Origin of the sequence: Pseudomonas botevensis (assembly GCF_019145475.1) — a bacterium.
Lineage (GTDB): Bacteria > Pseudomonadota > Gammaproteobacteria > Pseudomonadales > Pseudomonadaceae > Aquipseudomonas > Aquipseudomonas botevensis.
The window spans coordinates 1-23,411 of record NZ_JAHTKI010000025.1 but is presented as its reverse complement, the minus strand read 5'-3'; the positions used below and the strand labels follow the sequence as shown (position 1 = coordinate 23,411).

The window sequence follows — 23,411 nt, the reverse complement described above, 5'->3', positions numbered from 1 at the left end:
GCCGCTCCCACATTGGGATGTGTTGCGTGGGAGCAGGCTTGCTCGCGAAGAGCGCTAACGCGGTCCGTCAGATAACGAACAAATCGACGAACCGATTCACCGGCGTGGCCTCAAGCCGCACCTGATCCTTGCACAGGGCAAAAATCTCCCCGCACCGTTGCCCGACAAACCGGGTCGCCAGGTTCGCCTTGAACTTGTCCTCCAGCAACGGAATGCCCTCCGCACGGCGCCGGCGATGGCCGATCGGGTACTCCACCACCACGTTATCGGTGCTGGAACCGTCCTTGAAAAACACCTGCACCGCGTTGGCAATCGAGCGTTTGTCGGCTTCCAGGTATTCGCGGGTGAAACGCGGCTCTTCGACGATGACCATTTTTTCGCGCAGCACATCGATGATCGGATGCGCCCTGTGGAAATCATCCTCGTACTGCTCGGCCACCAGATTGCCGAAGGCCAGCGGCACGGCGGTCATGTACTGGATGCAGTGGTCACGGTCGGCAGCATTGGCCAACGGCCCGACCTTGGAAATGATGCGAATCGCCGATTCGTGGGTGGTGATGACGATCCGGTCGATTTCATGCAGGCGATTGCGCACCTGCGGGTGCAGGGTCACCGCCGCCTCGCACGCGGTCTGCGCGTGAAACTCGGCGGGGAAGCTGATCTTGAACAACACGTTTTCCATCACGTAACTGCCGAACGGTCGCGAGAAGCTGAACCGGCGCTTGTCTTCGGGCTTGAGCGCCAGATCGTTGTTGGTGTGGCTGAACAACACGTCGTAGAAACCCCACTGCTTTGCCGTCAATACTCCGGGAATGCCCATCTCGCCGCGCATCGCGATGTCCGCCAGGCGCACGCCCCGGCTCGATGCATCACCTGCTGCCCAGGATTTGCGCGACCCGGCGTTGGGCGCATGGCGATAGGTGCGCAATGCCTGACCATCGGCGAACGCGTGGGACAAAGCCGACAGCAGTTGCTCACGATTGGCGCCCATGAGTTTGGCGGTGACGGCGGTCGAGGCGACTTTCACCAGGATCACATGGTCGAGGCCTACGCGATTGAAGGAGTTTTCCAGCGCGATCACGCCTTGAATCTCATGGGCCAGGATCATCGCTTCGAGCACATGGCGAATAGTCAGCGGCGCTTCGCCATTGGCCAGACGTTTTTGCGACAGATGGTCGGCCACTGCGAGAATCCCGCCGAGGTTATCCGACGGATGCCCCCATTCGGCGGCGAGCCAGGTGTCGTTGTAATCGAGCCAACGGACGATGCAACCGATGTCCCACGCGGCTTTCACCGGATCGAGCCGATAAGCGGTGCCCGGCACCCGCGCCCCGAACGGCACGACGGTGCCCTCGACGATCGGACCGAGGTGCTTGGTGCATTCCGGGAAACGCAGGGCCAGCAGGCCGCAGCCCAGGGTATCCATCAGGCAGTTGCGGGCGGTGTCCAGGGCTTCGGCGGATTCGATGTTGAAATGGAGGACGTAGTCGGCGATGTCCTGCAGGACAGCGTCGTAGTCGGGGCGGTTGTTCAGGTCGACGTTGGCGCTCATTGCGGTTCTCCTGATGGGGAATGATGAGTGGGGTGGTCTTCCTCAGGGGCTGGTTGGTTTTCTGTTTAGAGCAGATCGTGGGTGTCTGCTTTGGTGTGTTTCGTCAGTTGGATTGCTTCCCTCACCCTAGCCCTCTCCCGGAAGAAGAGGGCACCGAATGGGGGATATTCAAAGGTGACGTCGACCTGAAAGCCCTACTGTGAATCCATAATCGCCAAGATGCTTCAGGTCGCAGGACATCTGATTACCATTCGGTCGGCCCCTCTCACTCCGGATGAGGGCATCGACTCTGGATCAGAAGGAATCTCCAGGCACACGGACGTAGCCTTCCATCAAGACGCGCGCACTACGGCTCATGATCGCTTTCTTCACAACCCACTCACCGTTTTCCAAACTGGCCTCGGCGCCCACGCGCAACGTCCCGGACGGATGCCCGAAGCGCACCGCGCTACGTTCCACGCCGCCCGCCGCCAGGTTTACCAGGGTGCCGGAGATGGCTGCCGCCGTGCCGATCGCCACCGCCGCCGTGCCCATCATCGCGTGGTGCAGCTTGCCCATGGACAGCGCGCGCACCAGCAGGTCGACATCCCCCGCCGCAATCGCCTTGCCGCTGGAGGCCACGTAATCCGCAGGTTTGGCGACGAACGCCACCTTCGGTGTGTGCTGCCGCTTGGCCGCTTCATCGAGGCTGGAAATCAGCCCCATGCGCAGCGCGCCATGAGCGCGGATGGTTTCAAACATCAGCAGCGCTTTCGGATCGCCGTTGATCGCACCTTGCAGTTCGGTGCCTTTGTAGCCAATGTCTTCGGCGTTGATAAAAATGGTCGGAATCCCGGCATTGATCAGGGTTGCCTGAAACGTGCCAACACCCGGCACTTGCAGCTCATCGATCAGATTGCCCGTAGGGAACATCGAACCACCGGCGCCCTCTTCTTCCGCCGCCGGGTCCATGAACTCCAGCTGCACTTCAGCAGCCGGAAAGGTCACGCCGTCGAGTTCGAAATCGCCGGTTTCCTGCACTTCACCGTGGGTGATCGGCACATGGGCGATGATGGTCTTGCCGATGTTGGCCTGCCACACGCGCACCACCGCCACGCCGTTGTGCGGAATGCGGCTGGCGTCCACCAGGCCATTGCTGACGGCAAACGAACCGACCGCCGCCGACAGATTGCCGCAGTTGCCGCTCCAGTCCACGAACGGCTTGTCGATGGACACCTGACCGAACAGGTAATCGACGTCGTGATCGGCCTTGATGCTTTTCGACAGGATCACGGTTTTGCTTGTGCTCGACGTGGCGCCGCCCATGCCGTCGATCTGCTTGTCGTACGGATCGGGGCTGCCGATCACCCGCAGCAGCAGGGCATCGCGGGCCGGGCCGGGAACCTGGGCGGCTTCAGGCAGATCCTGCAGGCTGAAGAACACGCCTTTGCTGGTGCCGCCGCGCATGTAGGTGGCGGGGATTTTGACTTGCGGTGCGTGAGCCATGGTGCTCCTTAACAAAGGCATGGGACTTGAAATCCCATGCCCGCATTTGATGATTTAAACGGCAACCGCCGACTCTTCAAGGAAGTCCTGGGCAAAGCGCTGCAACACGCCGCCCGCCTCGTAGATCGACACCTCTTCGGCGGTGTCGAGGCGGCAGGTCACTGGCACTTCGAGCCGTTCGCCGTTGCGCCGATGAATGACCAGCGTCAGGTCCGCGCGCGGCGTGCGGTCGCCGATCACGTCGTAGGTTTCGCTGCCATCGATGCCCAGGGTCTTGCGGTCGGTGCCTGGTTTGAACTCCAGCGGCAACACGCCCATGCCCACCAGGTTGGTGCGGTGAATGCGCTCGAAGCCTTCGGCGACGATCGCTTCCACACCCGCCAGACGCACACCCTTGGCCGCCCAGTCGCGGGACGAACCCTGACCGTAGTCGGCACCGGCGATGATGATCAGCGGCTGCTTGCGATCCATGTAGGTTTCGATGGCTTCCCACATGCGCATGACCTGGCCTTCCGGCTCCACGCGGGCCAGCGAGCCCTGCTTGACCTTGCCGTTTTCCTGAACCATTTCATTGAACAGTTTCGGATTGGCGAAGGTCGCGCGCTGCGCGGTCAGGTGGTCGCCACGGTGGGTGGCGTAGGAGTTGAAGTCCTCTTCCGGCAGGCCCATTTTCGCCAGGTACTCGCCAGCGGCGCTGTCGAGCATGATCGCGTTGGACGGCGACAGGTGATCGGTGGTGATGTTGTCCGGCAGCACCGCCAGCGGGCGCATGCCCTTGAGCGGCCGTGCCCCGGCCAGCGCGCCTTCCCAGTACGGCGGACGGCGGATGTAGGTGCTCATTTCGCGCCAGTCGTACAGCGGCGTGACTTTCGGGCCGGTGTCTTCATGGATGGCGAACATCGGGATGTACACCTGACGGAACTGCTCAGGCTTGACCGACGCCTTGACCACCGCTTCGATTTCTTCGTCGCTTGGCCAGATGTCTTTCAGGCGGATTTCCTTGCCATCGACCACGCCCAAAACATCCTTCTCGATATCGAAACGGATGGTGCCGGCAATGGCATAAGCGACCACCAGCGGCGGAGAGGCGAGGAACGCCTGTTTCGCGTACGGGTGAATCCGCCCGTCGAAGTTACGGTTGCCCGAGAGCACGGCGGTGGCGTACAGGTCGCGGTCGATGATTTCCTGCTGGATCACCGGATCGAGTGCGCCAGACATGCCGTTGCAAGTGGTACAGGCAAACGCGACGACGCCGAAACCGAGCTGCTCCAGCTCCTTGCCCAGCCCCGCTTCCTCAAGGTACAGCGCCACGGTTTTCGAGCCCGGCGCCAGCGATGACTTGACCCACGGTTTGCGGCTCAGCCCGAGCTTGTTGGCGTTGCGCGCCAGCAGGCCGGCGGCGATCACGTTGCGCGGGTTGCTGGTGTTGGTGCAACTGGTGATCGCGGCGATGATTACCGCGCCGTCAGGCATTTGCCCCGGTACGTCTTCCCACTGGCCGGCGATGCCTTTGGCCGCCAGATCCGACACCGCTACGCGAGCGTGCGGGTTGCTCGGGCCGGCCATGTTGCGCACCACCGAGGACAGGTCGAAAGTCAGGCCGCGCTCGTACTGCGCGCCTTTCAGGCTGTCGGCCCACAGACCGATCTGCTTGGCGTATTGCTCGACAAGCTGCACCTGCTGGTCTTCACGACCGGTGAGTTTCAGATAGTCGATGGTCTGCTGGTCGATGTAGAACATCGCAGCGGTGGCACCGTATTCCGGGGCCATGTTGGAGATGGTCGCGCGGTCGCCGAGGGTCAGTGCCGACGCGCCTTCGCCGAAGAACTCCAGCCAGGCGCCGACGACTTTCTGTTTGCGCAGGTATTCGGTCAGCGCCAGCACCATGTCGGTGGCGGTGATGCCCGGTTGCAGTTTGCCGGTCAGTTCGACGCCGACGCTTTCCGGCAGGCGCATCCACGACGCGCGGCCGAGCATCACGCTCTCGGCTTCGAGGCCGCCGACACCGATGGCGATCACGCCCAGTGCATCGACATGCGGGGTGTGGCTGTCGGTGCCGACGCAGGTGTCAGGGAACGCCACGCCGTCGCGCACCTGGATCACCGGGGACATTTTCTCCAGGTTGATCTGGTGCATGATGCCGTTGCCCGGCGGGATCACGTCGACGTTCTTGAAGGCCTTTTTGGTCCAGTTGATGAAGTGGAAACGGTCTTCGTTGCGACGGTCCTCGATGGCGCGGTTCTTCTCGAACGCCTGGGCATCGAAGCCGCCCGCCTCCACCGCCAGCGAGTGGTCGACGATCAACTGGGTCGGCACCACCGGATTGACTTGCGCCGGGTCGCCACCCTGCTGGGCGATCGCATCGCGCAGACCGGCGAGGTCGACCAGCGCGGTCTGACCAAGAATGTCGTGGCATACCACCCGCGCCGGGAACCACGGGAAGTCGAGGTCGCGCTTGCGCTCGATCAACTGCTTCAGGGAATCGGTGAGCGTGGCCGGGTCGCAGCGACGCACGAGGTTTTCCGCCAGCACGCGCGAGGTGTACGGCAGGGTGGCGTAACTGCCTGGCTGAATCGCCTCGACCGCTGCGCGCACGTCGAAGTAGTCCAGGGAACTGCCGGGCAGGTTTTTGCGGAATTCTGTGTTCATCGGGTCAGGACTCGGGTCACGGTATTTTCAAGAGGTGGGGCCGGGATTCGGCCCCCACCATTCAGCGACGTTCGATTGGCACGAACTTGCGCTGTTCGACGCCGACATACTCGGCGCTTGGACGGATGATGCGGTTGTTGGCACGCTGCTCGAACACATGCGCCGCCCAGCCGGTCAGACGCGAGCAGACGAAAATCGGCGTGAACAACTTGGTCGGGATGCCCATGAAGTGGTACGCCGAGGCATGGTAGAAGTCGGCGTTCGGGAACAGTTTCTTTTGCTCCCACATCGTCTTGTCGATGGCTTCGGAGACCGGGAACAACACCTTGTCGCCCACTTCGTCGGCGAGTTTTTTCGACCAGCCCTTGATCACCTCGTTGCGCGGATCGCTGTCCTTATAGATCGCATGGCCGAAGCCCATGATCTTGTCCTTGCGCTCAAGCATGCCGAGGGTGCCTTTGATCGCGTCTTCCGGCGACGCGAAGCGCTCGATCATTTCCATCGCCGCCTCGTTGGCACCGCCGTGCAGCGGGCCGCGCAGCGAACCGATGGCGGCGGTGACGCAGGAATACAGGTCGGACAGGGTCGAAGCGCACACCCGCGCGGTGAAGGTCGAGGCGTTGAATTCATGCTCGGCATAGAGAATCAGCGAGACGTTCATCACTTTGACGTGCAACTCGCTCGGCTTCTTGTCGTGCAGCAGGTGCAGGAAGTGGCCGCCGATCGAAGGTTCGTCGCTGACGCAGTTGATGCGTTTGCCGTCGTGGCTGAAGCGATACCAGTAGCACATGATCGCCGGGAACGCGGCCAGCAGGCGATCGGTCTTGTCCTGTTGCTCGGAGAAGTCTTTCTCCGGTTCGATATTGCCCAGGAACGAGCAACCGGTGCGCATCACGTCCATCGGGTGGGCGTCGGCGGGGATGCGTTCCAGCACTTCTTTCAGCGCTTGCGGCAGGTCGCGCAGCTTGCCCAGTTTGCTTTGGTAAGCGTCGAGTTGCGCCTTGCTCGGCAGTTCTCCGTAAAGCAGCAGGTACGCCACTTCTTCGAATTGCGCGTCGGCGGCCAGTTCACGGACGTCGTAGCCGCGATAGGTCAGGCCGGCACCGGCCTGGCCCACGGTGGACAGGGCGGTCTGCCCGGCAACCTGGCCCCGGAGCCCGGCGCCACTGAGTACTTTTGCTTCGGCCATTGCTGTCTCCAATCTTGAATTTTTTAGGGAATCGGCAAGTTGTGTCTGATCACGGTATCGGGGATGTTCTTTACTTCTTCGCCGCGAACAACGCGTCGAGCTTCTGCTCGAAGGTGTGGTAGTCGATGCGATCGTAAAGCTCCATGCGTGTCTGCATGGTGTCGATGACATTCTGCTGGGTGCCGTCGCGGCGGATCGCGGTGTAGACGTTTTCCGCCGCCTTGTTCATCGCGCGGAACGCCGACAGCGGGTACAGCACCAGCGACACATCTGCTCCCGCAAGCTGCTCGGTGGTGTACAGCGGCGTCGAACCGAATTCGGTGATGTTGGCCAGGATCGGCGCCTTCACGCGGTTGGCGAACAACTTGTACATGTCCAGCTCGGTGATGGCTTCCGGGAAGATCATGTCGGCACCGGCCTCGATGCACGCGGCGGCGCGATCCAGTGCCGATTCCAGGCCTTCCACCGCCAGGGCGTCGGTACGGGCCATGATCACGAAGCTGTCGTCGGTGCGCGCATCGACCGCTGCCTTGATGCGGTCGACCATTTCCTGCTGGGTGACGATTTCTTTGTTCGGGCGATGACCGCAGCGCTTGGCGCCGACCTGGTCTTCAATGTGGATCGCCGCCGCGCCGAACTTGATCATCGACTTGACGGTGCGCGCGACGTTGAACGCCGACGCGCCGAAACCGGTGTCCACGTCCACCAGCAACGGCAGGTCGCAGACGTCGGTGATGCGACGCACGTCGGTCAGCACATCATCGAGGCCGGTGATGCCCAGGTCCGGCACGCCGAGGGAGCCTGCGGCCACCCCGCCACCGGACAGGTAGATCGCCTTGAAACCGGCACGCTTGGCCAGCAGCGCGTGGTTGGCGTTGATCGCGCCGACCACTTGCAGCGGATGCTCGCTGGCGACCGCATCGCGGAAACGCTGGCCTGGAGTGTTCTGCTTGAAACTCATGACTCACCTCGTTCAGTGGCTGTCTTGTTGTGGGCGCCGTCCTGGTAATGACGGGCGATATTGCGTTTCGAGGCGCCGATGTGCCGGCGCATCAACAATTCGGCCAGTTCGCCGTCACGGTCGGCGATGGCATCGAGAATCCGGTGGTGCTCGGCAAAGGCCTGGCGCGGCCGGTTCGGCGTGGTAGAGAACTGGATGCGGTACATGCGCACCAGTTGATAAAGCTCGCCGCAGAGCATCTGGGTCAGGGTGCGGTTGCCGCTGCCCTGAATGATCCGGTAATGAAAATCGAAGTCGCCTTCCTGCTGGTAGTAACCGACCCCGGCCTGGAACGCCGCATCGCGCTCGTGGGTTTCCAGGACCTGACGCAGCTCGTCGATTTCTTCGCTGCTCATGCGTTCGGCCGCCAGACGGCAGGCCATGCCTTCGAGGGATTCGCGGATTTCGTAGAGTTCCAGCAACTCGGCGTGGCTCAGCGAAACCACCCGCGCGCCGACGTGCGGCACGCGCACCAGCAGCCGCTGGCCTTCCAGACGATGAATGGCTTCGCGCAGCGGCCCGCGACTGATGCCGTAAGTGCGCGCCAGTTCCGGCTCGGAGATCTTGCTGCCCGGGGCGATCTCGCCTTTGACGATAGCGGCCTGGATACGCCGGAAGACGTTTTCCGAGAGCGTTTCCGAATCGTCGCCGCCGATGACCGGGGGATCGAGTTGATCCAGCATATTGTCGACACCTTTAAATCCAATGCGGCAAAAACTAGCGAATCGCACTGTACCAGTCAAAGGAAAAATCAAGATTGTCGACAATCGTCTAATAACGCTCATTATCAGCCCCAAGGGTTATAGACCGGCTCGGGCGCTGGCGCCATAAAACCACCGTGCTAGAATGCCGCGCGCATTTGCGAGTCATTTGCATGGCTTGTCATAAAAAACTGATAGGCGCTGTGCGGACAGGATCACCTGACCCAGGCCCCCGAACCGAGAACGGACTGCTACTCGCCAGGATTTATGAGACTCAAGCCCTTCCCCACATTCTTCGCTCTGTTCTGCCTGCCCGGCCTCGCCGCCGCAGGGGAAAAGACCGTGTACGGCCTCAACGAATACGCTGCGCTCGACGGCATCAATCTGGAAGTCGCGGCCAAACTCGACACCGGGGCGAAAACCGCCTCGCTCAGTGCCCGCGACATCAAACGCTTCAAGCGCAACGGCGAGTCGTGGGTACGCTTTTACCTCGCCATCGACGCCGCACATTCGCACCCGATCGAACGACCGCTGGCGCGGGTCAGCAAGATCAAGCGCCGCGCCGGCGACTACGACCCGGAAGAAGGCAAGAAGTACACCGCCCGCCCGGTGATCGAACTGGATATCTGCATGGGTTCGGCGATGCGCAGCATCGAAGTGAACCTGACCGACCGCAGTGCGTTCCAATACCCGCTCTTGATTGGCTCCGAAGCGCTGAAACGCTTTGATGCGCTGGTCGACCCCAGTCTTAAATACGCTGCCGGCAAACCTGCCTGCGCCATCGCCGCTCATACCGCCGAGTAATTTCCATGCGTTCTCTAACCTTCCACCTGAAAATCCTGATCACCATCCTGGTGCTGCTGGGCGTTTCGGTTACGGCCTATCAGATTTTCGTGCTCGGCATTCCCGTGACAGAAGACGCCACCGACGACTTGTGGAACATCGACGCCAAGGTCGAGTTCGTCGCCAGCACCAAGGATCCGGTGAAGATCCAGATGTTCGTGCCGCCGCTGAGCCGCGACTACGTCAGCCTCAATGAAAGCTTCATCTCCAATAACTACGGGGTGGCGGTCAACCGCGTCGATGGCAACCGCAAGGTCACCTGGTCGGCGCGCCGGGCCAAGGGCAACCAGACCCTTTATTACCGCCTGGTGCTGACCAAGCGTTACACCGCCGAAAAATCCAAGATCAAAGGCCCGACCTTCCGCGACAGCATGGCCATCGAAGGCCCGGAAAAAATCGCCGCCGAAGCCCTGCTCGCGCCGATCCGCCAGCACTCGGCCGACGTCGAAACCTTCATCGGCGAGGCAATCAAACGGGTCAACAACGTCAACGACGACAACGTGAAACTGCTGCTGGCCGGCGATCCGTCCACCGCGCACAAGGCAAAAATCGTCGAGTTGCTGCTGTCGATCGCCCACGTCCCGGTCGAGAAAGTCCACACCATTCGCCTCGTCGCCGATCAGCCGCAGATGCCTGAACTGTGGCTGCGCAGCTTCAACGGCACCGACTGGCTGTACTTCAACCCGGAAACCGGCGAACAGGGTCTGCCGACCGACCGCCTGCTGTGGTGGACCGGCGACGAAAACCTGATCACCGTCGACGGCGGCAAGAAAGCCAACGTGACCTTCAGCCTGAACAACAGCGAGATGAACGCGATTCGTCTGGCCAAGCTGACCGACGAAAACACCGACGCCAACTTCCTCGAATACTCGCTGTACGGCCTGCCGCTGCAAACCCAGCAGACCTTCATGATCATGGTGATGATCCCGATCGGCGTGCTGGTGATCCTGATCCTGCGCAACCTGATCGGCCTGCAGACCCTCGGCACGTTCACCCCGGTGCTGATTGCCCTGGCCTTCCGCGAGACGCAGCTGGGCTTCGGCATTCTGCTGTTTACCGTGATCACGGCGCTGGGGCTGTCGCTGCGTTCGTACCTGGAGCATTTGAAGCTGCAAATGCTGCCGCGACTGTCGGTGGTGTTGACGTTCGTGGTGGTGCTGATTGCCGCCATCAGTCTGTTCAGCCACAAGCTGGGTCTGGAGCGCGGCTTGTCGGTGGCGCTGTTCCCGATGGTGATTCTGACCATGACCATCGAACGCCTGTCGATCACCTGGGAAGAACGCGGCGCCAGCCATGCGATGAAAGTGGCGATCGGCACGCTGTTCGCCGCCTCCCTGGCGCACCTGATCATGACCGTGCCGGAGCTGGTGTACTTCGTGTTCACCTTCCCGGCGATCCTGCTGATCCTGGTGGGCTTCATGCTGGCAATGGGGCGTTATCGCGGTTACCGCCTGACCGAACTGGTGCGCTTCAAGGCCTTCCTGAAGAAGGCTGACGCCTGATGTTCGGTTTCTGGAAGACCTGGAAAGCCCTTGAGGCCCGCGGGATCATGGGCATCAACCGGCGTAACGCAGACTACGTGCTCAAGTACAACAAGCGCAGTCTGTACCCGATCGTCGATGACAAGATCATCACCAAGGAACGCGCGATCAAGGCCGGCATTCATGTGCCGGAGCTGTATGGCGTGATTTCCACCGAGAAGGAAATCGACAAGCTCGGCGAGATCATCGGCGGGCGCAACGACTTCGTGATCAAACCGGCCCAGGGCGCCGGCGGCGACGGCATCATCGTGGTGGCCGACCGCTTCGAAGGCCGCTATCGCACGGTGTCGGGCAAGATCATCGCCCACGAAGAGCTCGAGCATCACATCTCCAGCATCCTCACCGGCCTCTACTCGCTGGGCGGGCATCGGGATCGGGCGCTGATCGAATACCGGGTCACCCCGGACCAGATCTTCAAAAGCATCAGCTACGAAGGCGTGCCGGACATCCGCATCATCGTGCTGATGGGTTATCCGGTGATGGCGATGCTGCGTCTGCCGACCCGTCAGTCCGGCGGCAAGGCCAACCTGCACCAGGGCGCCATCGGCGTCGGTGTCGACCTGGCCACCGGCCTGACCCTGCGCGGCACCTGGCTGAACAACATCATCGCCAAACACCCGGACACCACCAACGCGGTGGACGGCGTGCAACTGCCCTACTGGGACGGTTTCATGAAACTCGCCGCCGGCTGCTATGAGTTGTGCGGCCTGGGTTACATCGGCGTGGACATGGTGCTCGACCAGGAGAAAGGCCCGCTGATTCTCGAGCTGAATGCGCGGCCGGGGCTGAATATCCAGATTGCCAACGACTGCGGGCTGACCTTGCGCACCCACGCGGTTGAAGCGCACCTGGAAGAACTGAAGGCCCGTGGCGTGACTGAGTCGGTTGAAGAGCGGGTGGCGTTTACCCAGGAGATGTTCGGGCATATCCCGGCGGTCGAAGGCTGAAGGGCAAAAGCCCCTCACCCTGCCCCTCTCCCTGAGGGAGAGCGGACTGATCGGGTCGCTCTTTTGAATTGCACCGACCTGAGAGACCGAGTCGTACTCAGGACTTGAAAAGCCTGCGATCTGCCCCCTTTCCCCCTCGCCCCTCTGGGGGAGAGGGTTGGGGTGAGGGGGTTGCTCTTGATTTTGATCTAGGAGCAATCCAAGGAGCAGACTACAATCCCCACCCCGCCTCGATGGCCGATCTGCCCCGCCCATGCTGACCTGTTCCGTACACCCGCTCCCCTACCGCGCCAACCCCGCCGAGTATTTCGCGGCAGTCCGCCATGCGCCCGGCGCCGTGCTGCTCGACAGCGGCCGCCCCAGCGCCGACCGTGGCCGTCATGACATCCTCAGCGCCTGGCCGCTGGAGCAACTGGCGGTTCTGCCGGACGAAAGCGGCAGCCTTTTCCTGCAACGGCTGCGGACCACGCTGAGCCACCTGGGTAACGCCGAACTGCCGCAAGGCTACGAACTGCCGTTTGCCGGCGGGCTGATCGGTTACCTGAGCTACGACTTCGGCCGGCATCTGGAAAACCTGCCCAGCCAGGCCCAAGACGATCTGCAATTGCCCGACGCGCGTTTCGGTCTGTATGACTGGGCCTTGATCAGCGATCACCAAGCGGCAACCAGCCAACTGGTGTTCCACCCGTCGGTCAATGACGGCGAAAAGCAGCGGCTGATTACGCTGTTCACCCAGCCAACCGCGCCGTCACTGGTCCCGTTCAAACTGAACACACCCATGCGCGCCGACCTCTCGGCCGACGACTACCGCCAAGCCTTCGAGCGCATTCAGCATTACATCCAGGCCGGCGACTGCTACCAGGTCAACTTCGCCCAGCGTTTCCGCGCGACCTGCCAGGGCGACGCATGGCTGGCCTATTGCGCCCTGCGCGAGGCCTGCCCGACACCTTTTTCCGGTTTCCAGAGTCTGCCCGATGGCGGCGCGGTGCTGAGTCTGTCGCCGGAGCGCTTCGTCAAAGTCAACGAACGTCAGGTGGAAACCCGGCCGATCAAAGGCACCCGCCCCCGTGGCCTGACCCCGGCCGAAGACGCGGCGAACGCCGCCGAACTGCTGGCCAGCCCCAAGGATCGTGCGGAAAACCTGATGATCGTCGACCTGCTGCGCAACGACCTCGGTCGCACCTGCCGCATCGGCTCGGTGCGGGTGCCGGAGTTGTTCAGCCTGGAAAGCTATCCGAACGTGCATCACCTGGTCAGCAGCGTCACCGGCGAACTGGCGCAGGATCGCGACGCCCTGGATTTGATCGCCGGCAGTTTCCCCGGCGGCTCGATCACTGGCGCACCGAAGATCCGCGCAATGCAGATCATCGACGAGCTGGAACCGACCCGACGCGGTTTGTATTGCGGCTCGTTGCTGTATCTGGACGTGCGCGGCGAGATGGACAGCTCCATCGCCATTCGCAGTCTGCTGGTCAAGGATGGGCAGGTGTGTTGCTGGGGCGGCGGCGGGATCGTCGCCGACTCGGACTGGCAGGCTGAATTTCAGGAATCGATCACCAAGGTGAAGGTCCTGCTCGACACCTTGCAGAACCTCTGAAAGCTTCGCGGGCAAGCCCGCTCCCACACTGGAATGCACGTCCCTGTGGGAGCGGGTTTGCCCGCAAAAGCGTCCGGTCGGTCGCTTACAAACTCAATTCCCGGTTCGAAGCCTTGAGAAACTCCTGCTTCAACTCGGCAAAGCTGTGTACCGCCGGGAACTGCGGGAACTCGCGGATCACATTGTCCGGTGCATGGAACAGAATCCCGGCGTCCGCCTCACCGAGCATGCTGGTGTCGTTGTACGAATCACCGGCGGCAATCACCCGGTAATACAGGCTCTTGAAGGCCAGGACCGACTGGCGCTTGGGATCTTTCTGACGCAGTTGATAGCCAGTCACCCGCCCGCTTTCGTCGGTGATCAGGCGATGGCAGAGCAAGGTCGGGAAGCCCAACTGACGCATCAGCGGTTGCGAGAACTCATAGAAGGTGTCCGACAGAATCACCACCTGGAAGCGCTCGCGCAGCCAGTTGACGAACTCCACCGCACCGTCCAGCGGCTTGAGGGTGGCGATCACTTCCTGAATGTCCGAGAGCTTGAGGCCGTGCTCGTCGAGAATGCGCAGGCGCTGCTTCATCAGAACGTCGTAATCGGGAATGTCCCGGGTGGTGGCCTTGAGCGATTCGATTCCGGTTTTTTCGGCGAAGGCGATCCAGATTTCCGGAACCAGCACCCCTTCAAGATCAAGACAGGCAATTTCCACAAGACACTCCCGTTTGTAATGTTTATCGAGTCGAGCGAGCCCGAACTCTAGCGGCTCCTCCCCGGCCACGCAACGCAGGCGGAACCCCGGCCGCCGCAGCTTTTTGTTACCATCGCCTCCATATAGAGCGCCCAGCGCCACTGACCTGTAGGAAGCCGCCCTGATGAGCCCAACGTTCGACGTCGTGGAACTCGCCACGACCTATGCCAACAAATCCGCACAGGACATCCTGAAGCTCGCGTTTGCCGAGTTCGGCGACGATCTGTGGATATCCTTCAGCGGCGCCGAGGATGTGGTGCTGGTGGACATGGCCTGGAAGCTGAACAAGAACGTCAAGGTCTTCAGTCTCGACACCGGTCGCCTGCACCCGGAGACCTACCGTTTCATCGAACAGGTACGCGAGCATTACAAGATCGACATCGAAATTGTCTCGCCGGACTACACGAAACTTGAACCGTTCGTGAAGGAAAAAGGCCTGTTCAGCTTCTATAAGGACGGTCACGGCGAGTGCTGCGGGATTCGCAAGATCGAACCGCTGCGCCGCAAGCTGTCCGACGTCAAGGCCTGGGCCACCGGTCAGCGCCGCGATCAGAGCCCGGGCACTCGCAGTGCGGTGGCGGTGATGGAAGTCGACAGCGCGTTCTCCACGCCGGAGCGCACCCTGTACAAGTTCAACCCGCTGGCACAGATGACCAGCGAAGAGATCTGGGGCTACATCCGCATGCTCGAGTTGCCATACAACAGCCTGCACGAGCGCGGCTTCATCAGCATCGGCTGCGAACCCTGCACCCGCCCGGTCCTGCCGAACCAGCACGAGCGCGAAGGCCGCTGGTGGTGGGAAGAAGCGACCCAGAAAGAATGCGGGCTGCACGCGGGCAATATCATCACCAAGGTGTAACACCTGCCCCTTCTCTGTGGGAGCGGGCAAGCCCGCTCCCACAGTCGTGTTCACCAGGCATAAAAATGTGTACACACAAATGTCACCATCGGTGCCATTTATGTGTGCACTTTTCATTTTGGCGCCCTGAAAAGTTACATTCTGCGTCCCTCACCGCTCTCCTCCGTTGCGCCAAATCCCTCCTGAAAAATAAATACCTGTTCGATCGGTCAATTTAAATCGTCCTGATTTCAGCACCTTATCGATCATCAATAACTTTTCGAAATGAGCGCCGATTTTCATAGATCGGCGACTGGCACAGTTCTGGCTTAAGTGCATGCATGTTTTGTATACAATAAATTCAAGACATACACACACTTTCGATCCGCATGCCTGAAGCGCCCTATCCCGTACAGGCTGCAGATGCCCCTAACCAGTGATGCTTCACTGCCGCGACGAAGATTTGTCGAGCCAACGCTCATGCACAGTCATCGCGGCCCCGAACATCAGGAGCCTGCCGGAATGCGTACAAGTCTCTCCAATAACAACATCGCGCTGAATCTGTCCGCCTCTTCACTCGACCCGTCAGTACCCGACGCCGGGCTGGCCGACCCCCTGCAACTGAGCCCGCGCCTGCACAACAGCGATCTGGCACCGACCAAGGCCGAAGGCCGGCGCTGGGGCAAATACAGCATCTTCGCCCTGTGGACCAACGATGTGCACAACATCGCCAACTACTCGTTTGCCATCGGCCTCTACGCCCTCGGTCTCGGTGGCTGGCAGATTCTGCTGTCGCTGGGGATCGGCGCGGCGCTGGTGTACTTCTTCATGAACCTGTCCGGCTACATGGGACAAAAGACCGGCGTGCCGTTCCCGGTCATCAGCCGAATCAGTTTCGGCATTCACGGAGCGCAGATTCCGGCGTTGATCCGGGCGGTGATCGCCATCGCCTGGTTCGGCATCCAGACCTATCTGGCGTCGGTGGTGTTTCGGGTGTTGCTTACAGCGGTCCACCCGGGTTTCGCCGAGTACGACCACGACTCGATCCTCGGCCTTTCGAGCCTGGGTTGGGTGTGCTTCGTGGCCATCTGGTTCGTGCAACTGGCGATTCTGGCCTATGGCATGGAAATGGTGCGGCGCTACGAAGCCTTCGCCGGGCCGGTGATTCTGCTGACCGTTGCCTGCCTCGCCGTGTGGATGTACACCCAGGCCAACGCGACCATTGCCTGGTCGATCCGCGAGCCGCTGACCGGCGGCGAGATGTGGCGCAACATCTTTGCCGGTGGTGCGCTGTGGCTGGCGATCTACGGCACGCTGATCCTCAACTTCTGCGACTTCGCCCGCTCGTCGCCCTGCCGCAAGACGATCAAGGTCGGAAATTTCTGGGGCCTGCCAGTGAATATTCTGGTGTTCGCCGGGATCACCGTCCTGCTCTGCGGCGCGCAATTTCAGATCAACGGCCGGATCATCGAAAGCCCGACCGAGATCATCGCCTCGATTCCCAACACGTTTTTCCTGGTCCTCGGTTGCCTGGCGTTCCTGATCGTCACCGTGGCGGTGAACATCATGGCCAACTTCGTCGCGCCAGCCTTCGTGCTGAGCAACCTGGCGCCGAAGTACCTGACCTTCCGCCGCGCCGGCCTGATCAGCGCGACCCTCGCCGTGCTGATCCTGCCGTGGAACCTCTACAACAGCCCGCTGGTGATCGTGTACTTCCTGTCCGGCCTCGGCGCCCTGCTCGGCCCGTTGTACGGCGTGATCATGGTCGACTACTGGCTGATCCGCAAAGGCCGGATCAACGTGCCGCAGCTGTACAGCGAAAACCCCAACGGCGCGTATTACTACAGCCGTGGCGTCAACTTGCGCGCGGTGGCGGCGTTCATTCCCGCCGCGCTGATCGCCATCGTGCTGGCGCTCGTGCCGGGATTCCACAGCGTATCGCCCTTCTCGTGGCTGATCGGTGCGGGGATCGCCGGAATGCTCTACCTGATCATCGCCAGGCGCCAGCCGCACTACGCCGACGTGGATGGTGAAGCCATCGCTGTGGATAACGTCAGTCACTGATTTTTTGGCGGCCCGTTCGCGGGCCGCAGAACCAACTGCAATAAGGACTTCTCATGCGAATTCTCGTGGTCAACGTCAACACCACCGAATCCATCACCCAGGCCATCGCCCGTTCGGCGCAGGCCGTCGCCTCGCCCGGCACGGAAATCATCGGCCTGACGCCGCATTTCGGTGCCGACTCGGTCGAGGGCAATTTCGAAAGTTACCTGGCGGCCATCGCCGTGATGGATCGGGTGATGTCCTACGACCAGCCGTTCGACGCGGTCATCCAGGCCGGCTACGGCGAACACGGCCGCGAAGGCTTACAGGAACTGCTCAACGTGCCGGTGGTGGACATCACCGACGCGGCCGCCAGCACCGCAATGTTTCTCGGCCACGCCTATTCGGTGGTCACCACCCTGGATCGCACCGTGCCGCTGATCGAGGATCGCCTGAAGCTCTCGGGCCTGTGGGATCGCTGCGCTTCGGTACGCGCCAGCGGCCTGGCAGTGCTGGAACTGGAACACGAGCCGCAACGCGCGCTGGAAGCCATCGTGCAGCAGGCGGAACTGGCAGTGACGCAGGACAAGGCCGAAGTGATCTGCCTGGGCTGCGGCGGCATGGCCGGGCTCGATGAACAGATCCGCCAACGCACCGGCGTGCCGGTGGTGGATGGCGTGACGGCGGCGGTGACCATCGCCGAATCACTGGTGCGGTTGGGATTGTCGACGTCCAAGGTGCGGACTTATGCGACGCCTCGGCCGAAGAAAATCATTGGCTGGGCTGAGCGGTTTTCGCGCTGAATCCATTGCATTCCCCATGGGAACGGGCTGCTCGCGAAGGGAGCAACCCGATTCCCGATCAGACTCAAACCGCACTGAACCGCCGCGCCAAGTCCCGCTCAGCAAACTGCTCGATGATGTAGTCGACAAACGCCCGGGTCTTGCCCGGCAACAATTTGTGCTCGGCGTAATAGATCGAAATATTGCCGTCATCGACATACCAGTCCGGCAACACCCGCTGCAAGGTGCCTGCCTCCAGAAACCCCACGGCAAACGGCATGCTCACCAGCGCAATCCCCAGCCCCTGCGCCGCCGTAATGCACGCGGCCTCGGAATCGCTCAGGGTCATCCGCGCGCGAAGTACCAACGGGCTGTGTTGTCGGATGCGATGGGTCAATTGCCATGAACGCACACGGCCGGTCTGTGGTGAACGGATCAGAATGCCGTCGTGGTGCTTGAGATCGTCCGGCTCGTTGATTGCCGCTCGTGAATCCAGATAGTCCTGCGACGCCACCAATATCCGATGGGCCGGGGTCAACCGGCGTGCGACCACGCCCTGGGGCAACTCGAATCCGCCGCCAATGGCCGCATCGAAGCCCTGCCCGATCAGATCGACCTGACGGTTATCGAAATGCCAGTCCGGGCTGATCGCCGGAAACCGCCGTAGAAACTCACCGAGCAATGGCACGATATACAAACGCCCGAACGCCGTGCCGACGCTGACTTTCAGGGTTCCCGCCGGTTGTCCTCCGGCGCTGGCGAGGTTGGCTACGGCATTCTGGATCGTGGTCAGGCTGGCGCTGACCTCGCTCAAAAACAGTTGCCCGGCCTCGGTCAGCGTCAGGCTGCGGGTACTGCGCTGAAACAGCCGCACACCGAGGCTCGCTTCCAGTTTCGCCACGCTCTTGCCGACTGCGGCGGGGGTCAGGCTCAAGCGCCGGGCGGCCTCAGCAAAGCTGCCGACTTCGGCACTACGCACAAAGCATTCGATACTGCTGAAGGTTTCCATGGTCGCCACTATAAACTTTTGGTTTACACAGACTATAGCAATCATGGTCTACCCTGCTGTGGGTTCGGGGCAGATACTCGCCTCCAACAACAAGGCAACCCGCCTTGAATTCTCTGGAGTTCGACCATGACCACGCAAAACCTCAGCGGTAAAGTTGCTCTGATTCAAGGCGGTTCTCGCGGTATCGGCGCTGCCATCGTCAAGCGCCTGGCCGCCGAAGGCGCCGCTGTCGCCTTCACCTACGTAAGCTCCGCCGCCAAGGCTGAAGAGCTGCAGAACAGCATCACCGCCACCGGCGGCAAAGCCCTGGCGATCAAGGCCGACAGCGCCGACGCCAGCGCCATTCGCCAGGCCGTGAACGCCACCGTCGAAACCTTTGGCCGCCTCGACATCCTCGTCAACAACGCCGGCATCCTGGCAATCGCGCCGCTGGAAGACTTCAAACTGGAAGACTTCGACCAGACCCTGGCGATCAACGTACGCAGCGTATTCGTCGCGTCCCAGGAGGCTGCCAAGCATATGGGCGAAGGCGCACGGATCATCAACATCGGCAGCACCAACGCCGACCGCATGCCCTTCGGCGGTGGCGGTGTGTACGCGATGAGCAAATCGGCACTGGTCGGCCTGACCAAAGGCCTGGCCCGTGACCTTGGCCCGCGCGGCATCACCATCAATAACGTGCAGCCCGGCCCGGTCGACACCGACATGAACCCGGCTCACGGCGACTTCGCCGACAGTCTGATCCCGCTGATGGCCGTCGGTCGCTACGGCAAAGCCGAAGAAATCGCCGCCTTCGTCGCCTATCTCGCAGGCCCTGAAGCCGGTTACATCACCGGTGCCAGCCTGACCATCGACGGTGGTTTCGGCGCCTGATCCAACGGGTGACCGCCAACAAAAACGCCGCCCCTCCTTGATAGGTGGGGCGGCGTTTTGTTGTGTGCGGACTTTATCAGTCGATCATGCCCATTCAAGGCTCGGCAAGCCACAGGCACTCGGGGTGAACGCCTTCAACGTACGAAGAATCCCGTCGGCGTGTGCGTATTTTTCATCCGCCATGGCCGCATCGGGAATCGCGATGGCGGTCATGCCCGCCGCTTTCGCCGCCGTGACACCGAAGGGCGAATCCTCGAACACCAGGCAATCCTCCGGCGCCACACCCAGGCGTCGGGCAGCCGTCAGGAAGATATCCGGCGCTGGTTTCGCGGCGCCTACTTCCGGGTCGTCGGCGGTCACGATGAAGTCGAACAAGGCAAACCAGTCGCGGTGCAACGTGGTTTTCTGCCCGAACGACTGACGCGACGAACTGGTGCCAACCGCAATGGGAATGTTGTGTGCCTTGAGGTGACGGATCAGTTCCTCGGCCCCCGGCATCGCCTGCGCGGTGGGAAACCGCTCACGCATCAGCGGCTCGCGGATCACCAGAAACTCCTCGGCGGTGATCGGCAGATCCAGCGCTTCGACCACATAGCGCGCCAGATCGCCCGCGCCGCGCCCGATGATGTTCTGCTTGATGCTCCAGTCGAAAGTACGCCCGTAGCGCTCGGCAATGAGCGAGGTGACCTCGGTATAAATGCCCTCGGTATCCAGCAGCAAACCGTCCATATCGAAAATCACGGCCTTGATCGGGCCGAACGCCTTCAGCGGTGCATTCATCAGCGGATCCGTTATCAAAGGACATCCCGTCCGGCCTCGCGAGCGCCGTTTCCGGGATTTGATTAAAGGGTTCAGCAGCATAACGAGCGCGACGGACATTGGGCAACGGGCAATCTCCCGGGGTCGCCGAACGGCCGCTGTGCATTTAGCGAAATGCCCTACAAGCAAGGCTTACTTTCCCGACTTCTTTCCTTTTTGATCCCCCGCAAAGTTCCGCGCCTATCCATCGAAATGCGCGGTGATTGCCAATGTTCCAACCCGATCGGCTTCTGGCCCTGAACAACAGCATCGGTCTTCTGGTGGTCGCCGCGCTGAACCCCGAACACCCGGATATCGAAACCCTGTTCCGGGAGTTCCGCCTGTGCCTCAACAACTATGAAACCTGGGCCGAGCAGTTCTGGACCGGTTCGGCGCTGGATGTCGAACAGGTGTTCAAGGTCGGCAACGACGTGCGCCTCAGCGCGCCGCTGAACAGCCGCAAACCCATCAGCTCATCAGTGGTCATGTGCCCCGCCGCCGGGTCGCTGACCCTGGTGCATATGTTCGAAGCCGCGCGCTTCGTACCGATCGGCGATACGCCGGTCACCCTGGAACCGCTCATTGCCGAAGCCGATGGCGTGCAGACCTTTGGTGAACCGCTGCACCACACCATCGGCCCCAGCGGCATTCTCGAAGTGAGCGATTGCGAGCGCGGCCAGCGTTATCGCATCACCTTTTTCCCCGACGTATCTCCCGCCCAGGTGAAAGCGCTGTACGCCTCCTACCAAGGCCTCATCGACAACCTGGAGGACTGGCTGCGTGCGGAATGGAGCGGATTTCAGCCGCTGTGGACGGAGTTTTCCAGCGCGGGTTTCAGCCAGCGATACGGCCAGTTGCAACAGGCTGACTGGCGCGGCTTCGAAACCGCACTGAACGGTGTCTGGGACAACGTGAAACAGCTGTTTTCGTTGTTGGCGGACTTGCAGGCCAATAGCGAAAAACTCCTGCAATACCTGTCCGAAGCGGATCTGGACGCCTTGCTGAAAGCGTCCACCGATGCCATTGCCAATGGCCTGCTGATCCTCGGCGACGAACCACTTCTGTTCATCCATCTCGCCGCGTTCACCAGTTGGCTCAAGATGTTGCCACCGCAATATCTCGCGGAGGTGGTGGCCGAGGTTCGCGCCGAACTCCTGATCGGTTTGCTGCTGACGCGGGTGGCCGGTGGCATCGGCGTGCCGCTGCAACTGAGCGTCAAATTGCTGGACAAAATCAAATCGCCACGAGCCAGGGAGTGGCTGGCGGCGTCGGCCCTGCGCCTGAATTCGCTGACGCCCCCAGCCGGTCTGACGCCGCATGCGCAGGCGTTGAAACCGCTGATGGTCAATGCCCGACAGGCACCGTTGAAGCCGACACCTGCGGTTCCCCTGGAGATTCGCCAGGCGGACACTTCGACGTTGAAGATCGCGAATCCGGCGGCCATCGCGCGCGACAAGTCCGGGCACATGACCCGACTGGAACGCCACGAACACCGCGACGATGCTCCGGATCAGGCGAAAAACCCCAACGGCGACAGCGCCGATTGCGCCCCGCTGACCTGCACCAACGGCTGCCCGGTGTCGATGGTCACCGGCGAAGAGCTGCTGACGTTGACCGACGGCGTGCTCGACGGATTGCTGCCGTTCGAGTTCACCCGCCTGTACCGCACCAGCGCCGCTGAAATCGATGTCGGCCTCGGTCATGGCTGGAGCCATTCGCTGGCCCATCGGCTGGCGATCGAGGGCGACGGCGTGGTCTGGATCGACCACGAAAACCGGCGCACGCGGTTTCCGCTGCCGAGTGCCGAGCGCCCGGCGATTCACAACAGTCTGTCGCGGGCGGCGATTTTTCTCGGAGATGAAGCGGAGGAGTTGATCCTCGCGCTGGCGGGGGAAACGGCGCGGTTTTATCACTTTCGCAGTGGGCGTCTGACGGCGATCAGCGATGCATACGACAACCGCTTGCGCATCAGCCGCGACCGCCAGGACCGTGTCCAGCGGCTGGACAACGGCGCCGGTCGCGCGCTGTTGTTGCGTTATGACCGCGCCCATCTGATCGGCATCGACTACCAGAGCTTTCGGCCAGCACCGAGCCTTGAAGAGGCCTGGCACACCGAGCAGACGCTGGTCAGTTATCGCTACGACGCCCGCCATCGCCTGCTCGAAGCCACCAACGCCGTTGGCGACAGCGAACGCTACGACTACGACGACGCCCACGTCATCCTGCAACGCCAGTTGAGCGGCGGCGCGAGCTTCTTCTGGGAGTGGGAGCGGGCTGGCAAAGCAGCACGCTGCGTACGCCACTGGGCGTCGTTTGCGCAGATGGACACCCGCTACGTCTGGGATGACGCCGGCCGCGTCACGGTGCAATACGTCGATGGCACCGAAGAGGTTTACGTCCACGACGACAGCGCGCGGCTGGTGCGCAAGGTCGAGGCCAACGGCGCTGAACACCTCAAGCGCTATGACGCCCAGGGTCGGCTGATCGCCGAACAGGATCCGCTCGGCGCCGTCACCGAATACCGCTACGACGCTGCCGGACGGCTGGTGGCGCTGCTTCCGCCCGAAGATGCGCCAACGTCCTACGACTACCGCCACGGTTTCCTGCACCGCCGCACCCGAGGCGAGGCGGTGTGGACCTACCGGCGCAATGCTCAGGGCGATGTCACCGAGGCGGTCGATCCGCATGGCCAGGTCACCCACTACCACTACGACCCCCAGGGGCGGCTGCTGTCGATCCGTTATCCGGACGCTGGCCGGCATGTGTTTGCCTGGAACGACCTCGGCCAGTTGATCGAGGAAACCCTGCCTGATGGCGGCGTG

General features: G+C 61.8%; 18 protein-coding genes. 9 read left to right on the top strand and 9 right to left on the bottom strand.

Going from position 1 to position 23,411, the window contains the following annotated elements; all coding sequences use genetic code 11:
• Positions 1-67: 67 nt before the first annotated feature.
• From prpD to KVQ74_RS24780, 6 genes are all read right to left on the bottom strand, one after another.
• Entirely contained in the window at positions 68-1,552 is a 1,485-nt protein-coding gene (gene prpD / locus KVQ74_RS24805) for a 2-methylcitrate dehydratase (RefSeq protein ID WP_217833999.1), read from the bottom strand.
• 294 nt (positions 1,553-1,846) lie between these two features.
• Entirely contained in the window at positions 1,847-3,037 is a 1,191-nt protein-coding gene (gene prpF / locus KVQ74_RS24800) for a 2-methylaconitate cis-trans isomerase PrpF (protein WP_217833998.1), read from the bottom strand.
• A 54-nt stretch (positions 3,038-3,091) separates the two neighbouring features.
• Positions 3,092-5,686, bottom strand: a complete 2,595-nt coding sequence (acnD, locus tag KVQ74_RS24795) for a Fe/S-dependent 2-methylisocitrate dehydratase AcnD (RefSeq protein ID WP_217833997.1) — start codon at positions 5,684-5,686, stop codon at positions 3,092-3,094.
• A gap of 61 nt (positions 5,687-5,747) precedes the next feature.
• The gene (gene prpC / locus KVQ74_RS24790; protein WP_217833996.1) at positions 5,748-6,875 is read right to left on the bottom strand and encodes a bifunctional 2-methylcitrate synthase/citrate synthase; all 1,128 of its coding nucleotides are present in this window, start codon (positions 6,873-6,875) and stop codon (positions 5,748-5,750) included.
• A gap of 70 nt (positions 6,876-6,945) precedes the next feature.
• Complete coding sequence (prpB, locus tag KVQ74_RS24785) at positions 6,946-7,836, bottom strand: methylisocitrate lyase (RefSeq protein ID WP_217833995.1); 891 nt, start codon at positions 7,834-7,836, stop codon at positions 6,946-6,948.
• On the bottom strand, positions 7,833-8,555 hold the full coding sequence (locus KVQ74_RS24780; RefSeq protein WP_217834043.1) for a GntR family transcriptional regulator: 723 nt from the start codon (positions 8,553-8,555) through the stop codon (positions 7,833-7,835). The genes prpB and KVQ74_RS24780 overlap by 4 nt, the downstream gene beginning before the upstream one ends.
• A 288-nt stretch (positions 8,556-8,843) precedes the next feature.
• Between KVQ74_RS24780 and rloA the strand changes: the two genes are divergently transcribed.
• The 4 genes from rloA to pabB all read left to right on the top strand — a co-directional run bounded on the left by rloA (position 8,844) and on the right by pabB (position 13,504).
• Positions 8,844-9,380: a retropepsin-like aspartic peptidase RloA gene (rloA, locus tag KVQ74_RS24775; RefSeq protein WP_011333239.1), complete on the top strand. Its 537-nt coding sequence runs from the start codon at positions 8,844-8,846 to the stop codon at positions 9,378-9,380.
• 5 nt (positions 9,381-9,385) lie between these two features.
• Positions 9,386-10,921, top strand: a complete 1,536-nt coding sequence (rloB, locus tag KVQ74_RS24770; protein ID WP_217833994.1) for an osmotic stress tolerance membrane protein RloB — start codon at positions 9,386-9,388, stop codon at positions 10,919-10,921.
• The gene (locus KVQ74_RS24765) at positions 10,921-11,907 is read left to right on the top strand and encodes an alpha-L-glutamate ligase-like protein (protein WP_217833993.1); all 987 of its coding nucleotides are present in this window, start codon (positions 10,921-10,923) and stop codon (positions 11,905-11,907) included. Before rloB ends, KVQ74_RS24765 begins: the two co-directional genes overlap by 1 nt.
• A gap of 253 nt (positions 11,908-12,160) precedes the next feature.
• Positions 12,161-13,504 carry an aminodeoxychorismate synthase component I gene (gene pabB, locus KVQ74_RS24760; protein WP_217833992.1) on the top strand — a complete coding sequence of 448 codons (1,344 nt, stop codon included), beginning with the start codon at positions 12,161-12,163 and terminating at the stop codon, positions 13,502-13,504.
• 85 nt (positions 13,505-13,589) lie between these two features.
• Here the strand turns inward: pabB and thrH are convergent, their stop codons facing one another.
• A complete protein-coding gene (thrH, locus tag KVQ74_RS24755) occupies positions 13,590-14,207 on the bottom strand; it encodes a bifunctional phosphoserine phosphatase/homoserine phosphotransferase ThrH (RefSeq protein WP_217833991.1) in 618 nt (205 codons plus the stop codon).
• Positions 14,208-14,370: 163 nt separating this feature from the next.
• Between thrH and KVQ74_RS24750 the strand changes: the two genes are divergently transcribed.
• The 3 genes from KVQ74_RS24750 (at position 14,371) to KVQ74_RS24740 (ending at position 17,930) form a co-directional block, all read left to right on the top strand.
• Positions 14,371-15,105: a phosphoadenylyl-sulfate reductase gene (locus KVQ74_RS24750; RefSeq protein WP_217833990.1), complete on the top strand. Its 735-nt coding sequence runs from the start codon at positions 14,371-14,373 to the stop codon at positions 15,103-15,105.
• Between the two features lie 501 nt (positions 15,106-15,606).
• Positions 15,607-17,148, top strand: coding sequence for an NCS1 family nucleobase:cation symporter-1 (locus KVQ74_RS24745; RefSeq protein WP_217833989.1), 1,542 nt, complete (start codon positions 15,607-15,609; stop codon positions 17,146-17,148).
• A gap of 53 nt (positions 17,149-17,201) precedes the next feature.
• Positions 17,202-17,930 (top strand): aspartate/glutamate racemase family protein, encoded by a 729-nt coding sequence (locus KVQ74_RS24740; protein ID WP_217833988.1) that lies wholly within the window; start codon positions 17,202-17,204, stop codon positions 17,928-17,930.
• 64 nt (positions 17,931-17,994) lie between these two features.
• Here the strand turns inward: KVQ74_RS24740 and KVQ74_RS24735 are convergent, their stop codons facing one another.
• A complete protein-coding gene (locus KVQ74_RS24735; RefSeq protein WP_217833987.1) occupies positions 17,995-18,918 on the bottom strand; it encodes a LysR family transcriptional regulator in 924 nt (307 codons plus the stop codon).
• A gap of 126 nt (positions 18,919-19,044) precedes the next feature.
• Between KVQ74_RS24735 and KVQ74_RS24730 the strand changes: the two genes are divergently transcribed.
• The gene (locus KVQ74_RS24730) at positions 19,045-19,791 is read left to right on the top strand and encodes a 3-oxoacyl-ACP reductase family protein (RefSeq protein ID WP_217833986.1); all 747 of its coding nucleotides are present in this window, start codon (positions 19,045-19,047) and stop codon (positions 19,789-19,791) included.
• 84 nt (positions 19,792-19,875) lie between these two features.
• Here KVQ74_RS24730 and KVQ74_RS24725 read toward each other — a convergent pair whose 3' ends face one another.
• The gene (locus tag KVQ74_RS24725) at positions 19,876-20,571 is read right to left on the bottom strand and encodes an HAD-IA family hydrolase (protein WP_217833985.1); all 696 of its coding nucleotides are present in this window, start codon (positions 20,569-20,571) and stop codon (positions 19,876-19,878) included.
• A 248-nt stretch (positions 20,572-20,819) separates the two neighbouring features.
• Between KVQ74_RS24725 and KVQ74_RS24720 the strand changes: the two genes are divergently transcribed.
• On the top strand, positions 20,820-23,411 hold a 2,592-nt coding region (locus KVQ74_RS24720), incomplete at its 3' end, for a DUF6531 domain-containing protein (protein ID WP_225930172.1).

Coding starts and splice junctions, on each gene's coding strand:
- prpF (WP_217833998.1), bottom strand. CDS start 3,037: ATGGCTCACGCACCGCAAGTCAAAATCCCCGCCACCTACATGCGCGGC.
- rloB (WP_217833994.1), top strand. CDS start 9,386: ATGCGTTCTCTAACCTTCCACCTGAAAATCCTGATCACCATCCTGGTG.
- rloA (WP_011333239.1), top strand. CDS start 8,844: ATGAGACTCAAGCCCTTCCCCACATTCTTCGCTCTGTTCTGCCTGCCC.
- prpC (WP_217833996.1), bottom strand. CDS start 6,875: ATGGCCGAAGCAAAAGTACTCAGTGGCGCCGGGCTCCGGGGCCAGGTT.
- KVQ74_RS24750 (WP_217833990.1), top strand. CDS start 14,371: ATGAGCCCAACGTTCGACGTCGTGGAACTCGCCACGACCTATGCCAAC.
- KVQ74_RS24735 (WP_217833987.1), bottom strand. CDS start 18,918: ATGGAAACCTTCAGCAGTATCGAATGCTTTGTGCGTAGTGCCGAAGTC.
- KVQ74_RS24740 (WP_217833988.1), top strand. CDS start 17,202: ATGCGAATTCTCGTGGTCAACGTCAACACCACCGAATCCATCACCCAG.
- KVQ74_RS24765 (WP_217833993.1), top strand. CDS start 10,921: ATGTTCGGTTTCTGGAAGACCTGGAAAGCCCTTGAGGCCCGCGGGATC.
- prpB (WP_217833995.1), bottom strand. CDS start 7,836: ATGAGTTTCAAGCAGAACACTCCAGGCCAGCGTTTCCGCGATGCGGTC.
- pabB (WP_217833992.1), top strand. CDS start 12,161: ATGCTGACCTGTTCCGTACACCCGCTCCCCTACCGCGCCAACCCCGCC.
- KVQ74_RS24745 (WP_217833989.1), top strand. CDS start 15,607: ATGCGTACAAGTCTCTCCAATAACAACATCGCGCTGAATCTGTCCGCC.
- KVQ74_RS24725 (WP_217833985.1), bottom strand. CDS start 20,571: ATGAATGCACCGCTGAAGGCGTTCGGCCCGATCAAGGCCGTGATTTTC.
- prpD (WP_217833999.1), bottom strand. CDS start 1,552: ATGAGCGCCAACGTCGACCTGAACAACCGCCCCGACTACGACGCTGTC.
- KVQ74_RS24730 (WP_217833986.1), top strand. CDS start 19,045: ATGACCACGCAAAACCTCAGCGGTAAAGTTGCTCTGATTCAAGGCGGT.
- acnD (WP_217833997.1), bottom strand. CDS start 5,686: ATGAACACAGAATTCCGCAAAAACCTGCCCGGCAGTTCCCTGGACTAC.